The organism is Geodermatophilus sp. SYSU D01045 (assembly GCF_054050295.1).
In genome coordinates, this window is sequence record NZ_JBJGZB010000003.1 from 185,407 (window position 1) to 204,989 (window position 19,583).

The window sequence follows — 19,583 nt, forward strand, 5'->3', positions numbered from 1 at the left end:
GCCGCGCGGGCACTAGGCTGCCGGGCGTGAGCGACGCGCCGGCCACCGTCCTGGTCTACAGCTCCCGGCCCGAGGTCCGCGAGGCCGTCCGCACCGCCGTCGGCCGCCGGCCGGCGCCCGACGTCGGGCCGCTGACCTGGATCGAGTGCGCCACCGGCGAGGACGTCGTCGACACCGTCGACGGCGGCGGCGTGGACCTGTGCATCCTCGACGGCGAGGCGCAGCCGACCGGCGGCCTGGCGCTGTCCCGGCAGTTGACCGTCGAGGTCGCCGACCGGCCGGCCCTGTGCGTGCTGATCGCCCGGCAGCCCGACCGCTGGCTGGCCCACTGGTCGCAGGCCGACGCCACCCTCGCGTTCCCGGTCGACCCGCTGGCCGCCCCCGAGGTCGTCGCCGGCCTGCTGCGCGCGCACGCGGGCCGCCGTCCCGTCTCGCGGTGAGCGCGGGCACCACCGCCGGGCCGACGTGGCCCGGCCTGCTGACGCGCCTGCTGAGCCGCCAGGACCTCACCGCCGCGGACACGGCGTGGGCGATGCGCGAGGTGATGTCCGGCGAGGCGACGCCGGCGCAGGTGGCCGGGTTCGCCGTCGCCCTGCGCGCCAAGGGCGAGGCGCCGGAGGAGGTCGCGGGCCTCGCGGCCACGATGCTCGAGCGCGCGACGCCGGTCGAGGTGCCGGTGCCCACCGTCGACATCGTCGGCACCGGCGGCGACGGCGCGCACACGGTGAACATCTCGACGATGGCCGCCGTCGTGACCGCGGCCGCGGGGGTGCCGGTGGCCAAGCACGGCAACCGCGCCGCGTCGTCGTCCTCGGGCGCCGCCGACGTGCTCGAGGCGCTCGGCGTCGTCATCGACCTGCCGGCCCCGGCCGTCGCCCGGTGCGTGCAGGAGGCCGGCATCGGGTTCTTCTTCGCGCCGGTGTTCCACCCGAGCTTCCGGCACACCGCGGCCCCGCGGCGGGAGCTGGGCATCGGGACCGTCTTCAATTTCCTCGGGCCGCTGACCAACCCGGCGCGGCCGGTGGCCGCCGCGATCGGTTGCGCCGACGCGCGGATGGCGCCGGTCCTGGCCGAGGTGGTCGCCGGCCGCGGCGCCCGCGCCCTGGTCTTCCGCGGCGACGACGGGCTGGACGAGCTGACCACCGCGACGACGTCGAGCGTGTGGGTGGCCCGCGACGGCGCGGTGACGCCCGGGCGCGTGGACCCGGCCGCACTCGGCATCGCCCCGGCGGGGCCGGACGCGCTGCGCGGCGGGGACCCGGCGCACAACGCGGCGGTCTTCCGGCGGGTCCTCGACGGCGAGCCGGGGGCGGTGCGCGACGCCGTCCTGCTCAACGCCGCCGCCGCGCTGGCCGCCTTCGACGAGCGCGGCGGGGAGCTCGGGGACCTGCTCGGCGCCGGGATCGAACGGGCCGCCGCCGCGGTCGACGACGGCCGGGCTGCCGCGCTGCTGGACCGGTGGGTGGCCGTCAGCCGCGAGGCCGCCGGCCGCTGAGGCCGGTCACTCGCCCTCGAGTCACTCGCCCTCGAGCCCCAGGGAGAACGCCGCCTCCAGGTCGTGCCGCGAGTAGGCGCGGAAGGCGATGTGCGTCTCGGTCTCCAGCACGCCGGGCACCTTGTTGATCCGCCCGGCGATCACCTCGGCCACCTGGTCGAACTCGCGGACCCGCACGATCGCGATCAGGTCGACCTCCCCGGCGGTCGAGTAGACCTCGCTCACGCCGTCGAGGTCGGCGATCGCGGCCGCCACCTCGGGGATCGCGTCGGTGGCCGCGTCGACCATCACGATGGCGGTGATCACGCCGGCGATGCTAGTTGAAGGACCCTCCGGCCCCCCACGCCTCGCTCCGCTCGGCGCGGGCCCCTGCAGGAGGGCCGTTCCAGTGCGTCACGGCGCCGCCGGGTACCGGTCCCGCGGCGGCCGGTCCCTCGCTCGAGACCCGGTCGGGGCGGGCGCGGGTGCCCAGCTGCCGGCCGTCGTGGAAGGGGTCGCGCAGCGCCCGGCCGGCCTCCACCCGGGCGAGGAAGCCGCTGAGCCCGCCGGTGCCCGGGGCGACGCAGGCGAGCGTGCCGGTCACCTCGACCAGCCGGGTGCCGGGCTTCTCCATCCACCGCATCACCAGCTCGGTCTCGTCGACCGTGGCGGCCAGCCCGCCGTCGTCGGGGGTGGTCTCGGCGGTGGCGCGCAGGACGGCGAGGGCGTCGCGGACCGACGTCCCGCGCGGGGCGCACCCGGCGGCGACCAGGCGGCCCCGCCGGACGACCGACAGCGCCCACCCGCCGGCGCCGTCGGGCCGGGCGATGACCAGCTCCGGGACGGCGGCCAGCGACTCCAGCCGCTGCCGTCGGCGCACCGCGCGCACGAGGACCGCGACCCGGTCGCGGAGCACCCCGGCGTCCTCGAACCGCTGGGCGGCCGAGAGGTGGTCGACCCGGTCCAGCAGCGGCGCGACCAGGGCGCTCGGGTCGCCGGCCACCGCGGCGCGCAGCACCGCGGCGATCGCGGCGTACTCCTCGACCGACTGGTGGCCCGCGCACGGGCCGCCGCAGCGGCCCATGCCGAACAGGGCGCAGGTGCTCGTGGGCACCCGCGGGGACAGCCGGGTGGTGCACTGCCGCAGCGGCAGCGCCTCGTGGATGGCGGCGGTGGCCATCTCCGCGGCCCGCCGGTCGGCGAACGGGCCGAGGAAGAGCCCCGCGTCGGGCCGCACCCGCCGCACGGTCGACAGCCGGGGGAAGGGCTCCTCGGTCAGCCGCAGCCACAGCGCGCGCTCGGGGAAGCGGGAGCGGCGGTTGTAGCGCGGCTTGTGCTCGGCGATCAGCCGCAGCTCCCGGACGGCGGCCTCGAGGTCGTGCGCGCACGGGATGGCCTCGACGCGCCGGGCCAGCGCGACCATCTCGGTCATCCGGCTGCGCTGCTCGCCGGAGGAGAAGTAGCTGCGGACGCGGGTGCGCAGGTCGTTCGACGTCCCGACGTAGAGCGGCTCCTCGCGCGGGCCGCGGAAGACGTAGACGCCCGGGCCGGGCGGGACGCCGTCGGCCAGGTGGCGCTTCTTCCGGCGTTCCGGGTCGACCTGGCGGGTGAGCCCGTGCAGCTCCTCGAGCGACGTCACCCCGAGCGGGCCGAGTCGTTCGAACAGGCCGTGGAGGACGTCGACGGTCGCGCGGGCGTCGTCGAGGGCCCGGTGGCAGGGCGAGGTGGAGGCGGAGAAGTACGGCGCCAGGGTGGCCAGCTTGCAGTTGGGCACCTCGTCGCGGGAGAGCAGCCGCCGGGCGAGGACCGCGGTGTCGACCGAGGCGGCCGCGGGCCACGGCGTCCCGGTCTGCTCGCAGGCCGCCCGCAGGAACCCGAGGTCGAAGGGGGCGTTGTGCGCCACGAGGACGGCGCCGCGGGCGAACTCCAGGAAGGCCGGCAGCACGGCGTCGATCCGCGGGGCGGTGGCGACCATCGCCGTGGTGATGCCGGTGAGCACGCTGATGTAGGGCGGCACCTCGCAGCCGGGGTCGACCAGCGTCTGGAACTCCCCGAGCACCTCGCCGCCGCGCACCTTGACCGCCCCGATCTCGGTGATCGCGCTGTCCTTCGGCGACCCGCCGGTGGTCTCCAGGTCGACGACGACGAAGGTGACGCCGGCCAGCGGCGTGCCGAGGTCCTCGATGCTCGCCTGGACGTAGGGGGTGCGGGGGAGCGGCCGCTCGCCGAGGGCGGGTGCCTGCTCGTGGCGCGGCACCGAGGAGCCCGTGCCGCTGGCGGGGAAGAGCACGGCGGGACGGTAGGCCGGAGGTCCGACAGTCCCGGGGACGCGCGCCCGGGGGAGCCCTCGCCCGACCGGGGGACCGGCGGTGCGTGTCCCGCTTGCGGCGGCGGCTCCGGGGAGATGACGATCCCCCGGCGGACCGGCGGGGTCCGGAACGGCAGAGGTGGTCCGATGCACGCGCGTTCCCTGGGGCGCACCCGGCGGGGCGTGGTGTCCGTGCTGGTCACGGCGGTGGCCGCCGTCCTGCTCGCGGCCCCGGCGGCCGCGGAGCCCAGCGACCAGCCCGGCGGGACCAGCGGGGTCCTCGACAGCGAGGCGCTGGACCGGCTGCAGCAGCGCGCCGCCGAGGTCCAGGCCGACCTGCAGCAGCGGCAGACCGAGGTGGCCGCCGCGCGGGAGCAGTTGGCCGACGCGCAGGCCGACGTCGACGCCGCGCGCGCCACGGTCGACGCCGCCGAGGGCGAGCTGGCGCAGTACCAGGCGGTGGTGGCGCGGTACGCGTCGGCGGTCTACCGGGACGGCGGCGCGCTGACCCCGCTCACCGTGCTGCTCACCGGCGGCGACCCGGCCGACGTCGTCGCGGCGCTGGGCTACCTGGAGGCCGTCGACGCGCATACCGCCGAGGTGGTCCGCACCGCCGAGCAGCAGCGGCAGGCCGCGGTCGCCCAGCAGACCTCCGCCGACGCCGTCCTCGCCGAGGCGCGGCAGCGGGCCGACCGGCTGGCCGCGGAGGTGGCCGACCTGGAGGCCTCCGCCGACGCGGTGACCGCGGAGCTCGACGTCGCGCTCGGCGACGTCGACCGGCAGCTGTCGGACCTGCAGCGCCAGCAGGTCGACGTCAACACCCAGACGGCGGCCAACTGGCGGGCCTACCTCGACCAGCTGCGCGAGGCCGGGGTGGCCGCACCCCCGGCGGCGGAGCTGCTCGACCCCGTGCGGGGCCTGCCCGCGGGGCTCACCCCGGTCGGGGCGGCCGCCGGCGGCGCCCAGCGGGGCGCCGCGCAGCTGCCGCGCCGGCCGGTGTCCGTGCTCGTGCTGCCCGCGGAGACGCTGGCCGCGGTCACCGCGGCCATGGACGCCCTCGGCAGGCCGTACGCGCCGGGGACGGCCGGCCCGGACTCCTGGGACTGCGGCTCGCTGGTCTCCACCGTCTACCGCGACGCCGGCATCGACCTGCCCGGTGACCAGGCCGGGCTGTTCGCGGTCACCACGCCCGTCGACCCGGCCGACGTCCTGCCCGGCGACCTGGTCTTCCTCGGCACCCCCGAGTCGGGCCTGGGCCACGTCGGCATCGCGCTGGACGCGCAGACCATGCTCGCCGCCGACGCGCGGGCCGGCGCCGTCGTCGTCCGCCGGCTGCCCGCCGACCAGGTCCTCCACGTCGGGCGGCCGAGCCTCGGCCCGCGGCCGGAGGTGCCCGCCCCCGGCCCGGCCGACGGCGCCCTGCGGGTCGAGTGCGGCAACACCGTCTACCCGCCGAGCTTCGACGGCGCCCGGTCCTGGGGCGGCTACCCCAACGGCCTCATCCCGCCGAGCGCGCTGTGCCCGATCGGCGTGGGCGGCCACTCGCTGCGCTGCGACGCCGCGGCGGCCTGGCGGGCGATGAGCGCGGCGTTCGCGACGGCGTTCGGGCAGCCGATCTGCATCACCGACTCCTACCGCACCTACGCCGGCCAGGTCCGCCTGTACGGGGAGAAGCCGGCGCTGGCCGCGGTCCCGGGCACCAGCAACCACGGCTGGGGGCTGGCGGTCGACCTGTGCGGCGGCATCGACGGCTTCGGCACGCCGCAGTACGCGTGGATGGTCGCCAACGCCGGCCGGTTCGGGTGGCTGCACCCGACCTGGGCCGATCCCGGCAACGGCCGCGAGGAGCCCTGGCACTGGGAGTACGCGGGCGGCTGAGCCGGGACTGTCGGTGGTCGTCCCTAGCGTGCCGGCCGACCGACAGGGAGACCCGTCCCGACCGCGGCCCGGCACCGGGCGGCGCGACCGGGGCACCGGAGGGACACGGCATGCTCATCGACTGCGACTCGTGCACCGCGCGCGGCGCCGGCTGCGCCGACTGCGTCGTCACCGCCCTGCTGGGCGCCCCGCCCGCGGAGCGGGACACCGGCCCCGTGCTGCTGCCGGTGCCCCCCGTCCCGGCGGCCCGCACCGCCGACGGCGCGGTGCCGCGGCCGGGCGTCGTCGTGGACCTCGACGACGTCGAGCGGCGGGCCGTGCGGGCGCTGGCCGAGGGCGGCCTGGTGCCGCCGCTGCGGCACCGGCCGTCACGGGACGGGCGCCGGCGCACGGGCTGACCTGCGCCGGGACCCCGATCGGGTACGCACCGGAGTGGCGCGGCTGCTGACCGTGTGTGTTCTCACAGTCCACGCACCTCCCGTTTGTCACAACTGCATCACGTCCGTACTGTGGCGCCGTCCGGCCGGGTGGTCGTCACTCGACGCAGGGTGACCTCGGCCGACACCGCCGAGTCACCGGACGCCCTCCCCGGAGGTGCGCGAGGTGAGCCGGGGACCCACCGCAGCACTGGGGTGAGTTCTCGTGCGCGCCGGTCCCGACCGGGGTGCAGAGATAGGGCACGTCTTCCCAGCCCGAACCCGTCAGCTAACTCGGTAGGCGGTTGCTGAGGAAGAAACGGAGAGCCGCCGACCGTGGCGACCCCCCGCCCCGTCCTGGGGCACGCACGCGAGAAGTCCACATCCGCCCCCCGCACCGCCGGCCCGCACCGCCCGTCGCGGGCCCGCCACCTCGGCCGGGTCACCCTGGTCGGCACCACCGCCGCGCTGACCCTCACCCTGCTGTCCGGCACCCTGCTGTCCGGCACCGCGGCCGCCGACCCCGAGCGGGCCGGCACCCCGGAGCAGGCCGCCCAGCTCGCCGCCGAGGCCGGCCACCGGCTCGAGGTCGTCACCGAGCGGGTCAACGAGGCCCGCGAGGTCCTCGCCCAGCAGCAGGCCGCCGCCGACGAGGCCGACCGGGCCGCCGCCGAGGCGCAGGAGCAGCTGCAGGACCTCGACGGCCAGATCCGCCAGGTGGCCCGCAGCGCCTACACCGCCGGCAACAGCGACGGCTTCGCCGGGCTCGACCTGCTGATGACCAGCGACTCCGCCGAGGACTTCGTCGCCTCGCTGGCCACCCTCGGTCAGATCGCCGACCACACCACCTCGGTCCTCGACCAGGTGGGCGAGGCGGCCGTCGCCGCCCGGCAGGCGCAGGCCGACGCCGAGGCCGCCGAGGCCGAGGCGCAGCGCACCCTCGACGACCTGAGCGCCCAGGAGGCGCAGCTCCAGGACGACATCGCCGACTACCAGGCGCAGTTCGCCGCGCTCACCGAGGCGCAGCGGCAGGCGGCGCTCGCCGCGCAGGAGGCCGGCCTGGCCGCCGGCGCGCAGGCCGGCTCCGACACCGCCGAGGACGGCGAGAGCGACTCCGGCGGCGACAGCGCTCCCGCCGCGACCGGCACGCAGGCCGCGACCGCCGCCCCGGCTCCGGCCCCGGCCCCGGCCCCGGCCCCGTCCGCGGGCAGTGGTGGCAGCGGTGCCGCGCAGACCGCGGTGCAGACCGCTCTGGCCCAGGTGGGCGACCCCTACGTGTGGGGTGCCGGCGGGCCGGACGCCTTCGACTGCTCGGGCCTGACCCAGTACGCCTACGCGGCGGCCGGGATCAGCCTCCCGCACTCCAGCAGCATGCAGTCGCGGATGGGCACCGCCGTCTCGCGGGCGGACCTGCAGCCGGGCGACCTGATCTTCTACTACAGCCCGGTCAGCCACGTCTCGATGTACATCGGCAACGGCCAGATGGTGCACGCCTCCACGTCGGGGCAGCCGGTGAAGGTCGTGTCGGTCGACTCGATGGGCGGCATCACCGCCATGCGCCGCATCGCCTAGGAGACGGCACCTCACGGGCCGGGGGCCGGTGACCCGTCCGGGTCGCCGGCCCCCGGCGTCCGCGGAGGGAGATCGCGGTGCGGCGCGGGCGCCCGCCTAGGATCGGCCGGGTGAGCAGGGCGGGCGGGACGAGCACCCGCTCCAGCCCCGAGGCCACTCCGCCCGACCGCACCGGCCCCCGCCGGGTGGCACTGCTGGTCGCGCTCGCCCTCGGCGTGGCGCTCGTCGTGGTCATCGCCGTCCGCACGCCCTGGACGCTGCTGCCCACCCCACCCGGCGGCGCGTCCCCGGTCACCGACGACGCCGGCCTGCCCGCCGACGTCGTCCGGCGCGCCGAGGCCCTCGCCGCCGACATCCGTCCCGCGTCGCTGACCAACCTGGTACTCGGCCTGGCGGTCTCGGCGCTGCTCGGCCTCACCCGGCTCGGCAGCCGGCTGGTCACCGCGGTCGGCCGCGCGGGAGGCCGGCGCCGGCCGCTCACCGTGCTGCTGGGCACGGTCGCGATCGTCGTCCTCGGCCGGCTGGCGACGCTGCCGATCTCCGCCTACGGCGAGGTGGTGCGGCACCGCTACGGGCTGTCCACCCGCTCCTGGCCCCTGTGGCTGCGCGACGTCGCGGTCTCCACCGCCATCGACGCCGCGCTCACCGCCCTCGGCCTGCTGGTGCTCGTCGCGCTGGCCCGCCGCGCGCCCCGCACCTGGTGGGCGTGGGCCGCCGGTGGCGCGGCCGCGCTGGTCGTCGCCGGCTCCTTCCTCTACCCGGTGGTCATCGAGCCGGCGTTCAACAGCTTCACCCCCCTGCCGGCCGGCGAGCTGCGCACCGACCTGCTGCGGCTGGCCGAGGAGAGCGGCTCCCCGGTCGAGGACGTCCTGGTCGCCGACGCCTCCCGCCGGACGACGTCGCTCAACGCCTACGTGTCCGGGTTCGGCTCCACCCGCCGGGTGGTCCTCTACGACACCCTGCTGGCCGACGTGCCCCCGGACGAGATCGAGTCGATCGTCGCCCACGAGCTCGGGCACGTGGCCACCGACGACGTCCTCACCGGCACGCTCATCGGGGCGCTCGGCGCGGCCGCCGCCGTCGCCCTCCTCGGCTGGCTGCTGACCTGGGCGCCGCTGCTGCGCCGGGCCGGCGCGGACTCGGCGGGCGACCCGCGCGTGGTGCCGCTGGTGCTGTTCCTCGTCGCGGTCGGGTCCCTGGTGGCGACGCCGGTGCAGAACCTCGTCTCGCGGCACGTCGAGGCCCGGGCGGACCTGCACGCGCTCGACCTCACCCGGGACGCCGCCGCCTTCGTCGAGATGCAGCGCCGGCTGGCCGAGACCAACGTCTCCGACCCGAGCCCGCCGGCGCCGTGGCAGTGGTTCTTCGGCTCCCACCCGACGGCGGCACAGCGGATCGCGATGGCCGAGGACTGGCTGCGGCTGGGCGACCGGTGAGCGACCACGGCCGCACGCTCGTCGTCACCAACGACTTCCCGCCGCGGCAGGGCGGCATCCAGACCTTCGTCGCGGCGCTGCTCGAGCGCCGCCCGCCGGACTCCCTCGTCGTGCTGGCCTCCCGCTCGCCGGGGTGGGAGGCGTACGACGCGCGGTTGCCCTACCGGGTGGTCCGGCAGCGGACGGCGGTGCTGCTGCCCACGCCGGCGACCGCCCGGGCCGCGACGGCGCTGGCCGCCGAGCACGGCTGCGACACCGCCTTCTTCGGCGCCGCCGCACCGCTGGGCCTGCTGGCGCCCGCCCTCCGCGACGCCGGGGTGCGGCACCTGGTCGGGGCCACCCACGGGCACGAGACCGGGTGGGTCGCGCTGCCCGGCGCCCGGCAGCTCATGCGCCGCATCGCCGGCGGGCTGGACGTCCTGACCTACATCAGCGAGTACACCCGCAGCCGCCTGGAGCCGGCCCTCGGCGGGCGCACCCGGCTGGCGCAGCTGTCGCCCGGGGTCGACGTCGACCGGTTCACCCCCGCGGTCGACGGCACCGCGGTGCGGCGGCGGCACGGGCTGGGGGAGGCGCCGGTCGTCGTCTGCGTGTCCCGGCTGGTGCCGCGCAAGGGGCAGGACGTGCTCGTGGCCGCCTGGCCGCGGGTCCTCGCGGAGCACCCCGGCGCGCGGCTGCTGCTGGTCGGTGGCGGCCCGGACGAGGCCCGGCTGCGCCGCGCGGTGGCCGACCGGCGGCTGGGCGACTCGGTGGTGCTGACCGGCCCGGTGCCCCCCGACCGGCTGCCCGAGCACTACGCGGCGGGGGACGTGTTCGCCATGCCCTGCCGCACCCGCCGCGGCGGCCTGGACGTCGAGGGGCTGGGCATGGTCTACCTGGAGGCCGCCGCGGTCGGGCTGCCCGTCGTCGCGGGCACCTCGGGCGGCGCGCCGGAGGCGGTGCGCGACGGCGAGACCGGCACCGTCGTCGCCGACCCCCGCTCCCCGGACGCGGTCGCCGCCGCGGTCAGCGCGCTGCTCGACGACCCCGCCCGCGCCCGCGCCATGGGCGCCGCGGGGCGGGCGTGGGTGGAGCGGCGCTGGTCGTGGACGACGATCGCCGCCGACCTCGCGGCGCTGCTGGAGCCCGCACACGACTGAGCCCCGCCCCGCGGGGGCGGGACGGGGCTCGGTCGATCCGGGGTCAGCGGCTGTAGAGCGCCTCGACCTCCTGGTCGAACTCCTTCATGACCACCGCGCGCTTGAGCTTCAGGCTCGGCGTCAGCATCCCGTTGTCCTCGGTGAAGTCCGTGGTGAGGACGCGGTACTTCTTGATCGCCTCGGCCTGGGACACCGCCTTGTTGGCGTCGGCGACGGCGGCGTCGATCTCGGCCTTGACGTCGGGGTCGTCGACCAGCGCGGAGGGCGGGGTGCCGGCCGGCTTGCCCTTGCTCTCCAGCCAGGCGGGCAGGGCCTCGGCGTCGAGGGTGACCAGCGCCGCGATGAACGGCCGCTGGTCGCCGACGACGATGCACTGGCTGACCAGCCGGTGGGCGCGCAGCCGGTCCTCGAGCACCGCGGGGGCGACGTTCTTGCCGCCGGCGGTCACCAGGATCTCCTTCTTGCGGCCGGTGATCCGGGTGAAGCCGTCGGCGTCGATCTCGCCGATGTCCCCGGAGTGGAACCAGCCGTCGGGGTCGATCGCCTCGGCGGTGGCCTGCTCGTTCTTCCAGTAGCCGCGCATGACGACGCCGCCGCGGATGAGGATCTCGCCGTCGTCGGCGATGCGGAACGAGACGCCGGGCAGCGGGCGGCCGACGGTGCCGATCCGCAGCGCGCGGTCGTGGTTGACCGAGGCGGCGGCGGTGGTCTCGGTCAGGCCGTAGCCCTCGTAGACGGTCACGCCGGCGCCGCGGAAGAAGTGGCCGAGCCGCTCGCCGAGGGGGGCCCCGCCGGAGATGGCGCCGAGGCAGCGGCCGCCGAGCGCGGCGCGCAGCTTGCTGTAGACGAGCCGGTCGAACAGCGCGTGCTGGACGCGCAGGCCGAGGCCCGCGCCGCCGGTGTCCTGGGCGCGGGACCAGGCGATGGCCACCTGGGCGGCCCGGTCGAAGATCCGCCCCTTGACCGGGCTGTCCGCCTCGGCCTTGGCCTTGGCCTGGTTGAACACCTTCTCGAACACGCGCGGGACGGCCAGGACGAACGTCGGCTTGAACCCGCCGAGGTCCTCGACCAGGTTCTTCACGTCCGGCGTGTGGCCGATGACGGTGCGGGTCCGCACCGCGCCGACCTGCAGGACGCGGGCCAGCACGTGCGCCAGCGGGATGAACAGCAGCAGCGAGCCCTGCACGTTCATGAACCGGTCGAGCAGGCTCATCCCGTTGCCGATCTCGAACAGGAAGTTGCCGTGGGTGAGCTCGCAGCCCTTGGGCCGGCCGGTGGTGCCCGAGGTGTAGATGAGCGTGGCCAGGCTGTCGGCGTTCAGGGTCGCGCGGCGGGCCTCGAGCTCGCTGTCGGGGACGCTCTCGCCCGCGGCGGTGAGCGTGCCGACGGCGTCGTCCTCGATGACGTACAGCGGGCCGAGGTCGGGGGCCTGGTCGCGCACCGAGTCGACGGCGGTGGCGTGCTCGGCCTTCTCGACGATCGCGGCGACCGCGCCGGAGTCGGAGAGGATCCAGGCGACCTGGTCGGGGCTGGAGGTCTCGTACACCGGGACGGTGACCGCGCCGGCCGTCCAGATGGCGAAGTCGATGACCGTCCACTCGTAGCGGGTCTTGGCCTGCAGGGCGACCCGGTCGCCGGGCTGCACGCCGGCGGCGACCAGCCCCTTGGCGACGCCGGCGACCTGCTCGCCGAACTCCCGCCAGGTGACGTCGACCCACCGGCCGTCCCGCTGCCTGCGCAGGCCGACCTCGTCGCCGTGCTCGGCGACGTTCTCGGCCAGCATGTCGGTGAGCGCCTCCGAAGGGCCCACCTCGGTCGTCGCCGGGACGCTGTACTCGCGCACGCTCCGTCCTCTCCTCCCCGTGCGGCCGGGGCGCCGCTGCCCGCGGTCCCCGCACGGGACACGTCCCGCCGAATCTACCGGCTGGGCCTACCGGTGAGTAGCCGAGCCCGGGCCACCCACCCTGCGGCTTTCGGGTGAACGGCTAGCCTCAGGCCCATGGCGGAGCAGTCCACCCAGTCGATCGTCGTCTCCGCGCCGGCGGCCGACGTGATGGCCGTGATCGCCGACTTCGAGGCCTATCCGCAGTGGGTGAAGGCGGCCCGGACCGTCGAGGTGCAGGAGCGCGGGCCCGACGGCCGCGCCCGCCGGGTCCGGTTCGTCATCGACGCCACCGTCCTCACCGACGAGTACGTCCTCGACTACACCTGGGACGACGACCGGCAGGTCTCCTGGACGCTGGTGACCAGCAAGATCATGAAGCGCCAGGACGGCTCGTACACGCTGCGCGAGACCGGCGGCGGCACCGAGGTGACCTACCGGCTCGCCGTCGACATCGGCGTCCCGATGCTCGGGATGATGAAGCGCCGCGCGGAGAAGGTCATCCTCGACACCGCGCTCAAGGAGCTCAAGAAGCGCGTCGAGGGCTGACCCCCGTGCGCACACTGCTGCTCACCGGCCCCGGCGGGGCCGGCACGACCACGCTCGCCGCCGCGGTCGCGGTGCGGGCCGCCCGGGACGGGCGCCGGGTGGTGCTGGTGACCCGCCAGCCGGTCCCCGACGGGACGGCGGCGGGCGTCGAGGTGGTCACCGCCGAGCCGCAGGCCGGGCTCGAGGCGCTGTGGGCCGAGCGGGTGGCCGGCCCGGCGGCGGCGCTGCCCGACCTCGAGCTGCCGCCCGCGAGCTCGGTCGTGCCGCTGCCCGGCGCCGGCGAGCTCGGGGTCCTCGCCGCGCTCGGCCGCGTGCGGCCGGACACCGACCTCGTCGTCCTCGACGCCGGGCCGCTGCCCGCCGCCACCGGGCTGGTCGCGCTGCCCGGCGCGCTGCGCTGGTGGCTGGAGCAGGTGCTGACCACCCGGGTGCGGGTGCTCGCCGCCGTCCGCACCGCCGCCGTCCGCGCGGGCACGGTGCGCCGGGGCCCCGCGGACCTCGCCCTCGACGCGCTGCCCGACCTCGAGGCGCTGCTCGACCGGCTGACCCTGACCGACCCCGGCGCGACCGCGGTCTGGCTGGTGGGCCGGCCGCGGCCCTCCGCCGTCGCCGCGCTGCGGGCCGCGACCACCGCGCTGGCCGTGCACGGGCAGCGCCCGGTGGGCGTGCTCGCCCGCCGGCCGCCCGGGGGCGGGCCGGCGGACTGGGCGGCCGCCCGGGCGGCCGAGGAGGACGCCGCGCTCGCCGCGCTGGCCGGGATCGCGCCGGTGCGGGAGGTGACCGAGGCCCCGGTCGAGCCGGCCGGCGCCGAGGCGCTCGCCGCGCTCCTGCCCGACCTGCCCGGGCCCACCGGGGACCCCGTCCCGCCGGTGCCCGCCCCCGAGCGCGTCGACGGCGGCTGGCGGCTGACGCTCCCGCTGCCCTTCGCCGAGCGCGCCGGGGTGCGGCTCACCCGCTGGGACGACGACCTGGTGGTGACCGCCGCCGGCACCCGCCGCTCGCTGCGCCTGGACGCCCTGCTGCGCCGGTGCCTGGTCACCTCGGGCACCCTGGCCGAGCCGGGCACCGCCACCGCGCGGCTGGAGGTCGGCTTCGCCGCCGACCCGCAGCAGTGGCCGGCCGACCTGCTGGCGGCCGTCGGGGCGGACAGTGCGGAGGGGGCGCCGTCGAGCACGTCGGCGGGCGGCCCGGCGGACGACAGGGGGACACGGTGACCGAGGGAGCCGACTGGCTCGATCAGGCGCGGCGGCTGGTCGCCGGGCTGGGGCAGGCCTGGGCCGAGACCGGCGCCGCCGCGGAGGGGGAGACGTCCGGGCACGTGCCGGGCGGGGACTGCCGCTGGTGCCCGCTGTGCCGGGCGGCCGCCGTCGCCCGCCGGCCGGACGTCAGCGAGGCGCTCGCGGACCTGCTGACCAGCGCCGCGGGCGCGCTGCGGTCGGTGGCCACCCCGCCGGCGCCGCCCGCGCCGGAGCCGGCCCCCGCGCCGGAGCCGGCGCCGGTCCAGCACATCGAGCTCGGCTGAGTGGCCGGCGACCGGACCGGTCCCGCTGCGCTGCCCGCGCTCGGCGTCGACGTCGGCGGCACCAAGGTGGCCGGCGGTGTCGTCGCGCCGGACGGCACGCTGCTGGACACCGCCCGCCGCTCGACGCCGACCGCGTCGGTGACCGAGACCGAGGCCGCGATCGCCGGGGTGGTCGAGGAGCTCGCCGTCCGGCACGGCGGCCCGCTGGCGGCGGTCGGCGTCGGCGCGGCGGGCTGGTTCGACCGCACGGGTGACGTCGTGCTGTTCAGCCCGCACCTGGCCTGGCGGCACACCGCGCTGCGCCGCGACCTCGCTGCCCGCCTGCAGCGGCCGCTGTGGGTGGGCAACGACGCCGACGCCGCGGCCTGGGCCGAGTACCGCTTCGGCGCCGCCCGCGGGGCGGAGCTGGCCCTGTGCATCACCCTCGGCACCGGCATCGGCGGCGGGATCGTCGCCGGCGGCCGGCTGCAGCGCGGCGCGCACGGGGTGGCGGGGGAGTGGGGGCACATGCGGGTGGTCCCCGACGGGCGGCTGTGCGCCTGCGGCAACCGCGGCTGCTGGGAGCAGTACGCCAGCGGCAGCGCCCTGGCGACCACCGCCCGCGAGGTGGCCACCCGCTCACCGGCCGCGGCGGCGCGGCTGCTCGACCGCGTCGACGGCGACCCGGCGCAGCTGACCGGCGAGGACGTGGCCCGCGCCGCGGCCGACGGCGACCCGGTCGCGCTGAGCCTGGTGAGCGACGTCGGGGAGTGGCTCGGCCAGGGCATCGCCGACCTGGCCAGCGTGCTCGACCCGGACGTCGTCGTCATCGGCGGCGGGGTGAGCGTGCTCGGCGACATGGTGCTCGACCCGGCGCGCGAGCGGCTCGGGCGGGCGCTGCCCGGCCGCGGCTTCCGGCCGGGTCCGCGGGTGGTCGCCGCGGCGCTCGGCGCCTCGGCCGGCCTGGTCGGCGCCGCGGACCTCGCGCGCGCGGCGGTCTGCGCCGGGCTCTAGACGACGACCGCTAGACGACCGCGCCGTCGTCGCCGTCGTCGTCGCGGTCGCGCATCCGGGACAGCGCCAGCGCGGCGCTGCCGACCAGGGCCGCGACGCCGAGCACCAGGCCGGTCTCGGTCCGCAGGCCCAGCACGCCGGGCGCGCCGACCAGCACCACGCCGGCGGCGGCCAGCAGCACCGCGTACAGCGTCGAGGGCGAGGGCATCGGCACCGGCGGGGCCGGCGGGGGCTCGTAGTGCTCCTCGTCGAGCGGGTCGTCCTCCTCGTCGTCGGCCGGCGGCGCGGCCGGCCGGACGACGGCGGGCCCGGCGGGGTCGGCGTCCTCGACGACGGTGCGCCCGTGCTCGGCCTCGTAGGCGGCGACGATGCGCGCCCACTCGGCGTCCTCGTCGAGGTCGCGCCGCAGCGGGCGCCGCTCGGCGGCGGGGCCGGCGGCGGGGACGTGGTCGTCGGCGTGCCGCTCGACCAGGGAGCGGCCCTCGCCGAGGCGGGCGCGGTCGACGAACAGCCGGTCGGCCGGCGGGCTGGGGAGGAAGACGGTGCGGGTGTAGGGCCCGACGTCGGCGGCCGGTTCCAGGTAGGCGGGGATGCCGGCCTCGCGCAGCACGTCGAGCAGGTGCTCGCCGACGCGCGGGTCGACGTCGCGCAGCGGGGCCCAGAGCGCGGCGTCCAGGCCGTTGTCGCGACGGCCCCGCCCGCGCCGCGGCCCCGTCACGCCGCGGCTCCCCGGGGGAGCGGCCGGTCAGCAGCCACGGTGGTCCTCCTCCGGGGTCGGGCGGAGGGTGCGGCCGACGTGACACGCGGGCCGATTGTCGGCGGGGCACCCGGATCCCTAGTCTGGCAGCCCAACAGGGAGGCGTGTTGTTCTACTGGTTCCTCAAGTTCGTGGCCATCGGGCCGCTGGTGAAGCTCGTGTTCCGCCCGCGGGCGGAGGGGCGCGAGCACGTACCGGCCGACGGCGCCGCGATCCTGGCGAGCAACCACCTCTCGGCCTCGGACTGGATCTTCATGCCGCTGTCGCTGCGGCGCCGGGTCACCTTCCTCGCCAAGCAGGAGTACTTCACCGGCACCGGTGTGAAGGGCCGGCTGCAGCGGGCCTTCTTCTCCGGCGCGGGGCAGGTGCCCATCGACCGCTCCAGCGCCACGGCCGCCGAGGACGCCATCCGCACCGGCATCCGGATGCTCCGGCAGGGCCGGCTGCTGGGCATCTACCCCGAGGGCACCCGCTCGCCCGACGGCCGCCTGTACCGCGGCAAGGTCGGCGTGGCGCGCATGGCGCTGGAGACCGGCGTCCCGGTGATCCCCCTGGCGATGGTCTACCGGCCGCGGCGGATGCCGTTCGGCAGGAAGCTGGTCCGGGTGACCGTGCGCTTCGGGGAGCCGCTGGACTTCTCCCGCTACGAGGGCCTGGCCGGTGACCGCTTCGTCGAGCGGTCGATCACCGACGAGATCATGTACGAGATCATGACGATGTCGGGCCAGGAGTACGTCGACGTCTACGGCGCCACCGTCAAGAAGTCGATGCAGGCCACCGGCGCCAGCGCCTCCGACGTCGTCGGCCGGCTGCAGCCGCCCGCCGGCGAGGCCGGTGACCGGGCGCCGGACACCCTGGCCGGCTAGCGGTCGAGGAGCCGGCCGAGCAGGTCGGTGAGCAGGGCCAGCAGCTCGTCGCGGCTGGTCGCGGGCTCGCGCACCCACTGGTGGACGAGGTCCTCGGTGAAGGCGAACCACGAGCGCACCAGCTGCCGGCGCAGCGGGTCCTCGAGGCCGCCGAGCGCGCCGATGCCGAGGTCGACCAGCGCCTCGCGGGTCTCCTCGTAGACCTCGGCCACCCACGGGTCGCCGCCGGCCGCGCCGCGGACGAACGCCAGGTGCGACTCCCGGTAGGTCTCCACCCAGCCGACGTAGCGGTCGAGCATCCAGGCCGGGCGTTCTCCGGCCGGCAGGTCCGCCGGCGGGGTGAGGTGGGCGCGCAGCAGGTCCGCCGCCGCCCGCGTCACGGCCTGGTAGTACTCCCGCTTGGACGGGAAGTAGTGGAACAGCAGGCTGCGGCTGATGCCCGCCCGCCGGGCCACCTCGTCGATGGTCAGCTCCTGCACCGGTGTCGTGGGCAGCAGCTGCAGGCCGATCCCGACCAGCTGCTCCCGCCGGTCGGCGGCCGACCGGCGGGAGCGCGCGGGGGAGGAGGGCACGGCCGGACCGCTCAGGCGGCGGCCCGGGACGCCGCGGCCTCGGTGAGCAGCCGCGCGATCGACGCGGTCACCAGCGACGGCCGCTCGTTCGGGAGCATGTGCCCGGTCCGCGGGACCACCTGCACGTGCGCGCCGGCCAGGGCCTCGGCGATCCGGCGGGTGTGGCGCACGGGGGTCAGCTTGTCGGAGTCGCCGACCAGCACCTCGACCGGCACGCGGGTGAGCGCGGCGAGCTCGGCGGTCTTGTCGTGGTCACCCAGCGCGGGCAGGAACGCGGTGAACGCCCGCACGGTGGTCGCGTGCACGATCTCCGCCCCCGCGCGGACCACCGCGTCGCTGGCGTCGGCGCCGTAGAGCAGGTCGCGCACGAGCGCCCGGTGCCGCGGGTGCTCCGGCGGCACCAGCCGGCGCAGCCGCTCGACGACGCGGGCGCCGGCCAGCGCGAGCGACAGCGCGCCGGGGGTGAGCCGCTGCTGCACCCGCTCGGCACGGGTGCGCGGGGCCGGCTGCAGGTCCCCGGCCGACGTCGACACGAGCGAGACGCCGCGCACGCGGTCGCCGAACAGCTCCGGCCGGGCCGCGGCCAGGCACATGACCGTCATGCGGCCCATCGAGTGGCCGGCCAGCACCACCGGGCCGGACGGCGCCAGGCAGTCGAGCACGGTGGCGAGGTCGGCCCCGAGCCGGTCGATGGAGACGTCGGCCGTCGGGTGGGCGGGCGAACCCCAGGTCGAGCGGCCGTGGCCGCGCTGGTCGTAGCAGACCAGGCGCAGCCGCCCGTCGGCCACCTGCCCGGTCAGCAGCGCGGCGACGTCGTCCCACGCGGCCTGCGACAGCGTCCAGCCGTGCGCGAGGACCAGCGTGACCGGGGCGTCGTCGGAGCCCTCGACGGTGGCGTGCAGCAGCGCCCCGTCCGGGGTGGCGACGGCGGCGGTGCGGCGCAGGCGCAGGGGAGCGGTCGTGCTCACGCGGCCACCTCCGGGGTCCGGGTCGGGACGGCCGCGGGGGTGCCGACGTAGTCCTCCCGGTCCAGCCGCCGGGTCAGCCGGCGGAAGCGGAAGGTGAAGTCCGGCCAGAGCGTGGTGTTGTGGCCGTGCCGGTCGAGGTACCAGCTGCCGCAGCCGCCGGCCAGCCACACCGTGCCGCGGGACCGGCGGGCGACGAGCTCGCGGTAGGCCTCCTGCGCCTCCGGGGTGGTCTCGAGCGTGTCCAGGCCCTCGGCGGCCAGGGTGCGCAGCGCGTCGTCGACGTAGGCCACCTGCGACTCGATCATGTAGACCATCGACGTGTGGCCGACGCCGACGTTCGGCCCGACCAGCAGGAAGAGGTTGGGGAAGCCGGCGACGGTGCTGCCCCGGTTGGTGACCGTGCCCTCGTCCCAGACCTGCGCGAGGGTGCGGCCGTCGCGGCCGGTGATCCGCCGGGCGATCGGCAGGTCGGTGACGTGGAAGCCGGTGGCCAGCACGATCGTGTCGGTGGGCCGCTCGACGCCGTCGACGGTGACGACCGAGTGCGGCCGGACCTCGGCGATGCCCGCGGTGACCAGCTCGACGCCCGGTGCCGAGACCGCCGGGTAGCAGTCGTTGCTGATCAGGATCCGCTTGCAGCCGATCGTGTAGTCCGGCGTCAGGGCCTCGCGCAGCCGCGGGTCGCGGACCTGCCGCTCCAGGTGCGCCCTCGCGACCCGGCCCACCGGCCTCAGGAAGCGGCGGTTCTTCGCCAGGCCGAGGACGAGGACCTCACGGACCAGGTAGAGCACCGCGCGGACCAGCCGCTGGAAGCCGGGGACCAGCCGGTACAGCCGCTGCACCCGCGGGGACACCGGGTGGTCGGTGCGCGGCACGATCCACGGCGGCGTGCGCTGGTAGACGGCGAGGCTGCCGACGCGCGGCTGGATCGCCGGGACGATCTGGATCGCCGAGGCGCCGGTGCCGACGACGGCGACCCGCTCGCCGGTGAGGTCGTGGCCGTCGTCCCAGCGCGCGGAGTGCATGAAGAACCTGGAGACCCGCGGCCGCCGGGTGTTCGTGCCGCGCTCGGTCGGCGTCGTCTCGGCGCTGCGCCAGGCGGTCACCGGGGCGGTGGCGGAGAGGGTGGTGCTCCGGCTGTCGGCCGCCCGCGTGCCGCAGCTCGAGCGGGACGTCGCGGCGCTGCAGGGGCAGGAGTTCGGCCGCTCCTCGGTGGGCGGCCGCCGGGCGGGCTGAGCGCACCTACGGTGG

The 19,583-nt window shown here is 77.1% G+C and carries 20 protein-coding genes and 1 riboswitch; of the genes, 13 read left to right on the forward strand and 7 right to left on the reverse strand.

Annotation, left to right across the window (positions count from 1 at the left end; genetic code table 11):
* The first annotated feature begins 26 nt into the window (after positions 1-26).
* Positions 27-440, forward strand: a complete 414-nt coding sequence (locus ACI798_RS04100) for a hypothetical protein (protein WP_456926577.1) — start codon at positions 27-29, stop codon at positions 438-440.
* A complete protein-coding gene (gene trpD, locus ACI798_RS04105) occupies positions 437-1,495 on the forward strand; it encodes an anthranilate phosphoribosyltransferase (RefSeq protein ID WP_457047305.1) in 1,059 nt (352 codons plus the stop codon). Before ACI798_RS04100 ends, trpD begins: the two co-directional genes overlap by 4 nt.
* 21 nt (positions 1,496-1,516) lie before the next feature.
* On the opposite strand, the gene ACI798_RS04110 is transcribed toward trpD, so the two are convergent.
* Entirely contained in the window at positions 1,517-1,801 is a 285-nt protein-coding gene (locus ACI798_RS04110) for an Lrp/AsnC family transcriptional regulator (RefSeq protein ID WP_456938673.1), read from the reverse strand.
* 10 nt (positions 1,802-1,811) lie between these two features.
* Positions 1,812-3,764, reverse strand: a complete 1,953-nt coding sequence (locus ACI798_RS04115; protein ID WP_457047306.1) for a DEDD exonuclease domain-containing protein — start codon at positions 3,762-3,764, stop codon at positions 1,812-1,814.
* A gap of 165 nt (positions 3,765-3,929) precedes the next feature.
* Here ACI798_RS04115 and ACI798_RS04120 point away from each other — a divergent pair, with 165 nt between their 5' ends.
* From ACI798_RS04120 to ACI798_RS04140, 5 genes are all read left to right on the forward strand, one after another.
* Positions 3,930-5,660, forward strand: coding sequence for an NlpC/P60 family protein (locus ACI798_RS04120; protein WP_456943170.1), 1,731 nt, complete (start codon positions 3,930-3,932; stop codon positions 5,658-5,660).
* A gap of 110 nt (positions 5,661-5,770) precedes the next feature.
* Entirely contained in the window at positions 5,771-6,058 is a 288-nt protein-coding gene (locus ACI798_RS04125) for a hypothetical protein (protein ID WP_456943169.1), read from the forward strand.
* A 157-nt stretch (positions 6,059-6,215) separates the two neighbouring features.
* Positions 6,216-6,396: riboswitch (cyclic di-AMP (ydaO/yuaA leader) on the forward strand.
* Positions 6,397-6,412: 16 nt separating this feature from the next.
* The gene (locus ACI798_RS04130) at positions 6,413-7,648 is read left to right on the forward strand and encodes an NlpC/P60 family protein (protein WP_457047307.1); all 1,236 of its coding nucleotides are present in this window, start codon (positions 6,413-6,415) and stop codon (positions 7,646-7,648) included.
* 110 nt (positions 7,649-7,758) lie between these two features.
* Entirely contained in the window at positions 7,759-9,084 is a 1,326-nt protein-coding gene (locus ACI798_RS04135; protein WP_457047308.1) for a M48 family metallopeptidase, read from the forward strand.
* The gene (locus tag ACI798_RS04140; RefSeq protein WP_456943166.1) at positions 9,081-10,223 is read left to right on the forward strand and encodes a glycosyltransferase family 4 protein; all 1,143 of its coding nucleotides are present in this window, start codon (positions 9,081-9,083) and stop codon (positions 10,221-10,223) included. Before ACI798_RS04135 ends, ACI798_RS04140 begins: the two co-directional genes overlap by 4 nt.
* Positions 10,224-10,266: 43 nt before the next feature.
* On the opposite strand, the gene ACI798_RS04145 is transcribed toward ACI798_RS04140, so the two are convergent.
* Positions 10,267-12,066 carry an AMP-dependent synthetase/ligase gene (locus tag ACI798_RS04145; RefSeq protein WP_456943165.1) on the reverse strand — a complete coding sequence of 600 codons (1,800 nt, stop codon included), beginning with the start codon at positions 12,064-12,066 and terminating at the stop codon, positions 10,267-10,269.
* Between the two features lie 156 nt (positions 12,067-12,222).
* On the opposite strand from ACI798_RS04145, the gene ACI798_RS04150 reads away from it, so the two are divergent.
* Genes ACI798_RS04150 through ACI798_RS04165 form a run of 4 tightly spaced genes read left to right on the forward strand, consistent with a single transcriptional unit; the run spans position 12,223 to position 15,169 of the window.
* Entirely contained in the window at positions 12,223-12,654 is a 432-nt protein-coding gene (locus ACI798_RS04150; protein WP_456943164.1) for an SRPBCC family protein, read from the forward strand.
* 5 nt (positions 12,655-12,659) lie between these two features.
* Entirely contained in the window at positions 12,660-13,868 is a 1,209-nt protein-coding gene (locus ACI798_RS04155) for an ArsA-related P-loop ATPase (protein ID WP_457047309.1), read from the forward strand.
* Entirely contained in the window at positions 13,865-14,176 is a 312-nt protein-coding gene (locus tag ACI798_RS04160; protein ID WP_456943162.1) for a hypothetical protein, read from the forward strand. The genes ACI798_RS04155 and ACI798_RS04160 overlap by 4 nt, the downstream gene beginning before the upstream one ends.
* On the forward strand, positions 14,177-15,169 hold the full coding sequence (locus ACI798_RS04165; protein ID WP_456943161.1) for an ROK family glucokinase: 993 nt from the start codon (positions 14,177-14,179) through the stop codon (positions 15,167-15,169). It begins immediately after the preceding gene.
* 10 nt (positions 15,170-15,179) lie between these two features.
* Here the strand turns inward: ACI798_RS04165 and ACI798_RS04170 are convergent, their stop codons facing one another.
* On the reverse strand, positions 15,180-15,887 hold the full coding sequence (locus tag ACI798_RS04170) for a hypothetical protein (RefSeq protein ID WP_456943160.1): 708 nt from the start codon (positions 15,885-15,887) through the stop codon (positions 15,180-15,182).
* A 143-nt stretch (positions 15,888-16,030) separates the two neighbouring features.
* On the opposite strand from ACI798_RS04170, the gene ACI798_RS04175 reads away from it, so the two are divergent.
* Positions 16,031-16,792, forward strand: a complete 762-nt coding sequence (locus ACI798_RS04175) for a lysophospholipid acyltransferase family protein (RefSeq protein WP_456943159.1) — start codon at positions 16,031-16,033, stop codon at positions 16,790-16,792.
* On the opposite strand, the gene ACI798_RS04180 is transcribed toward ACI798_RS04175, so the two are convergent.
* From ACI798_RS04180 to ACI798_RS04190, 3 genes are read right to left on the reverse strand one after another with little or no spacing between them, the layout of a single operon-like run.
* A complete protein-coding gene (locus ACI798_RS04180) occupies positions 16,789-17,364 on the reverse strand; it encodes a TetR/AcrR family transcriptional regulator (protein ID WP_457047310.1) in 576 nt (191 codons plus the stop codon). The two genes, ACI798_RS04175 and ACI798_RS04180, sit on opposite strands and share 4 nt — an antisense overlap.
* 11 nt (positions 17,365-17,375) lie before the next feature.
* Positions 17,376-18,332 (reverse strand): alpha/beta fold hydrolase, encoded by a 957-nt coding sequence (locus tag ACI798_RS04185; protein ID WP_457047311.1) that lies wholly within the window; start codon positions 18,330-18,332, stop codon positions 17,376-17,378.
* Positions 18,329-19,357 (reverse strand): flavin-containing monooxygenase, encoded by a 1,029-nt coding sequence (locus ACI798_RS04190; protein ID WP_457047312.1) that lies wholly within the window; start codon positions 19,355-19,357, stop codon positions 18,329-18,331. The genes ACI798_RS04185 and ACI798_RS04190 overlap by 4 nt, the downstream gene beginning before the upstream one ends.
* On the opposite strand from ACI798_RS04190, the gene ACI798_RS04195 reads away from it, so the two are divergent.
* Positions 19,356-19,568 carry a hypothetical protein gene (locus tag ACI798_RS04195; RefSeq protein WP_457047313.1) on the forward strand — a complete coding sequence of 71 codons (213 nt, stop codon included), beginning with the start codon at positions 19,356-19,358 and terminating at the stop codon, positions 19,566-19,568. The genes ACI798_RS04190 and ACI798_RS04195 overlap by 2 nt on opposite strands.
* The last annotated feature ends 15 nt before the right edge of the window (positions 19,569-19,583 follow it).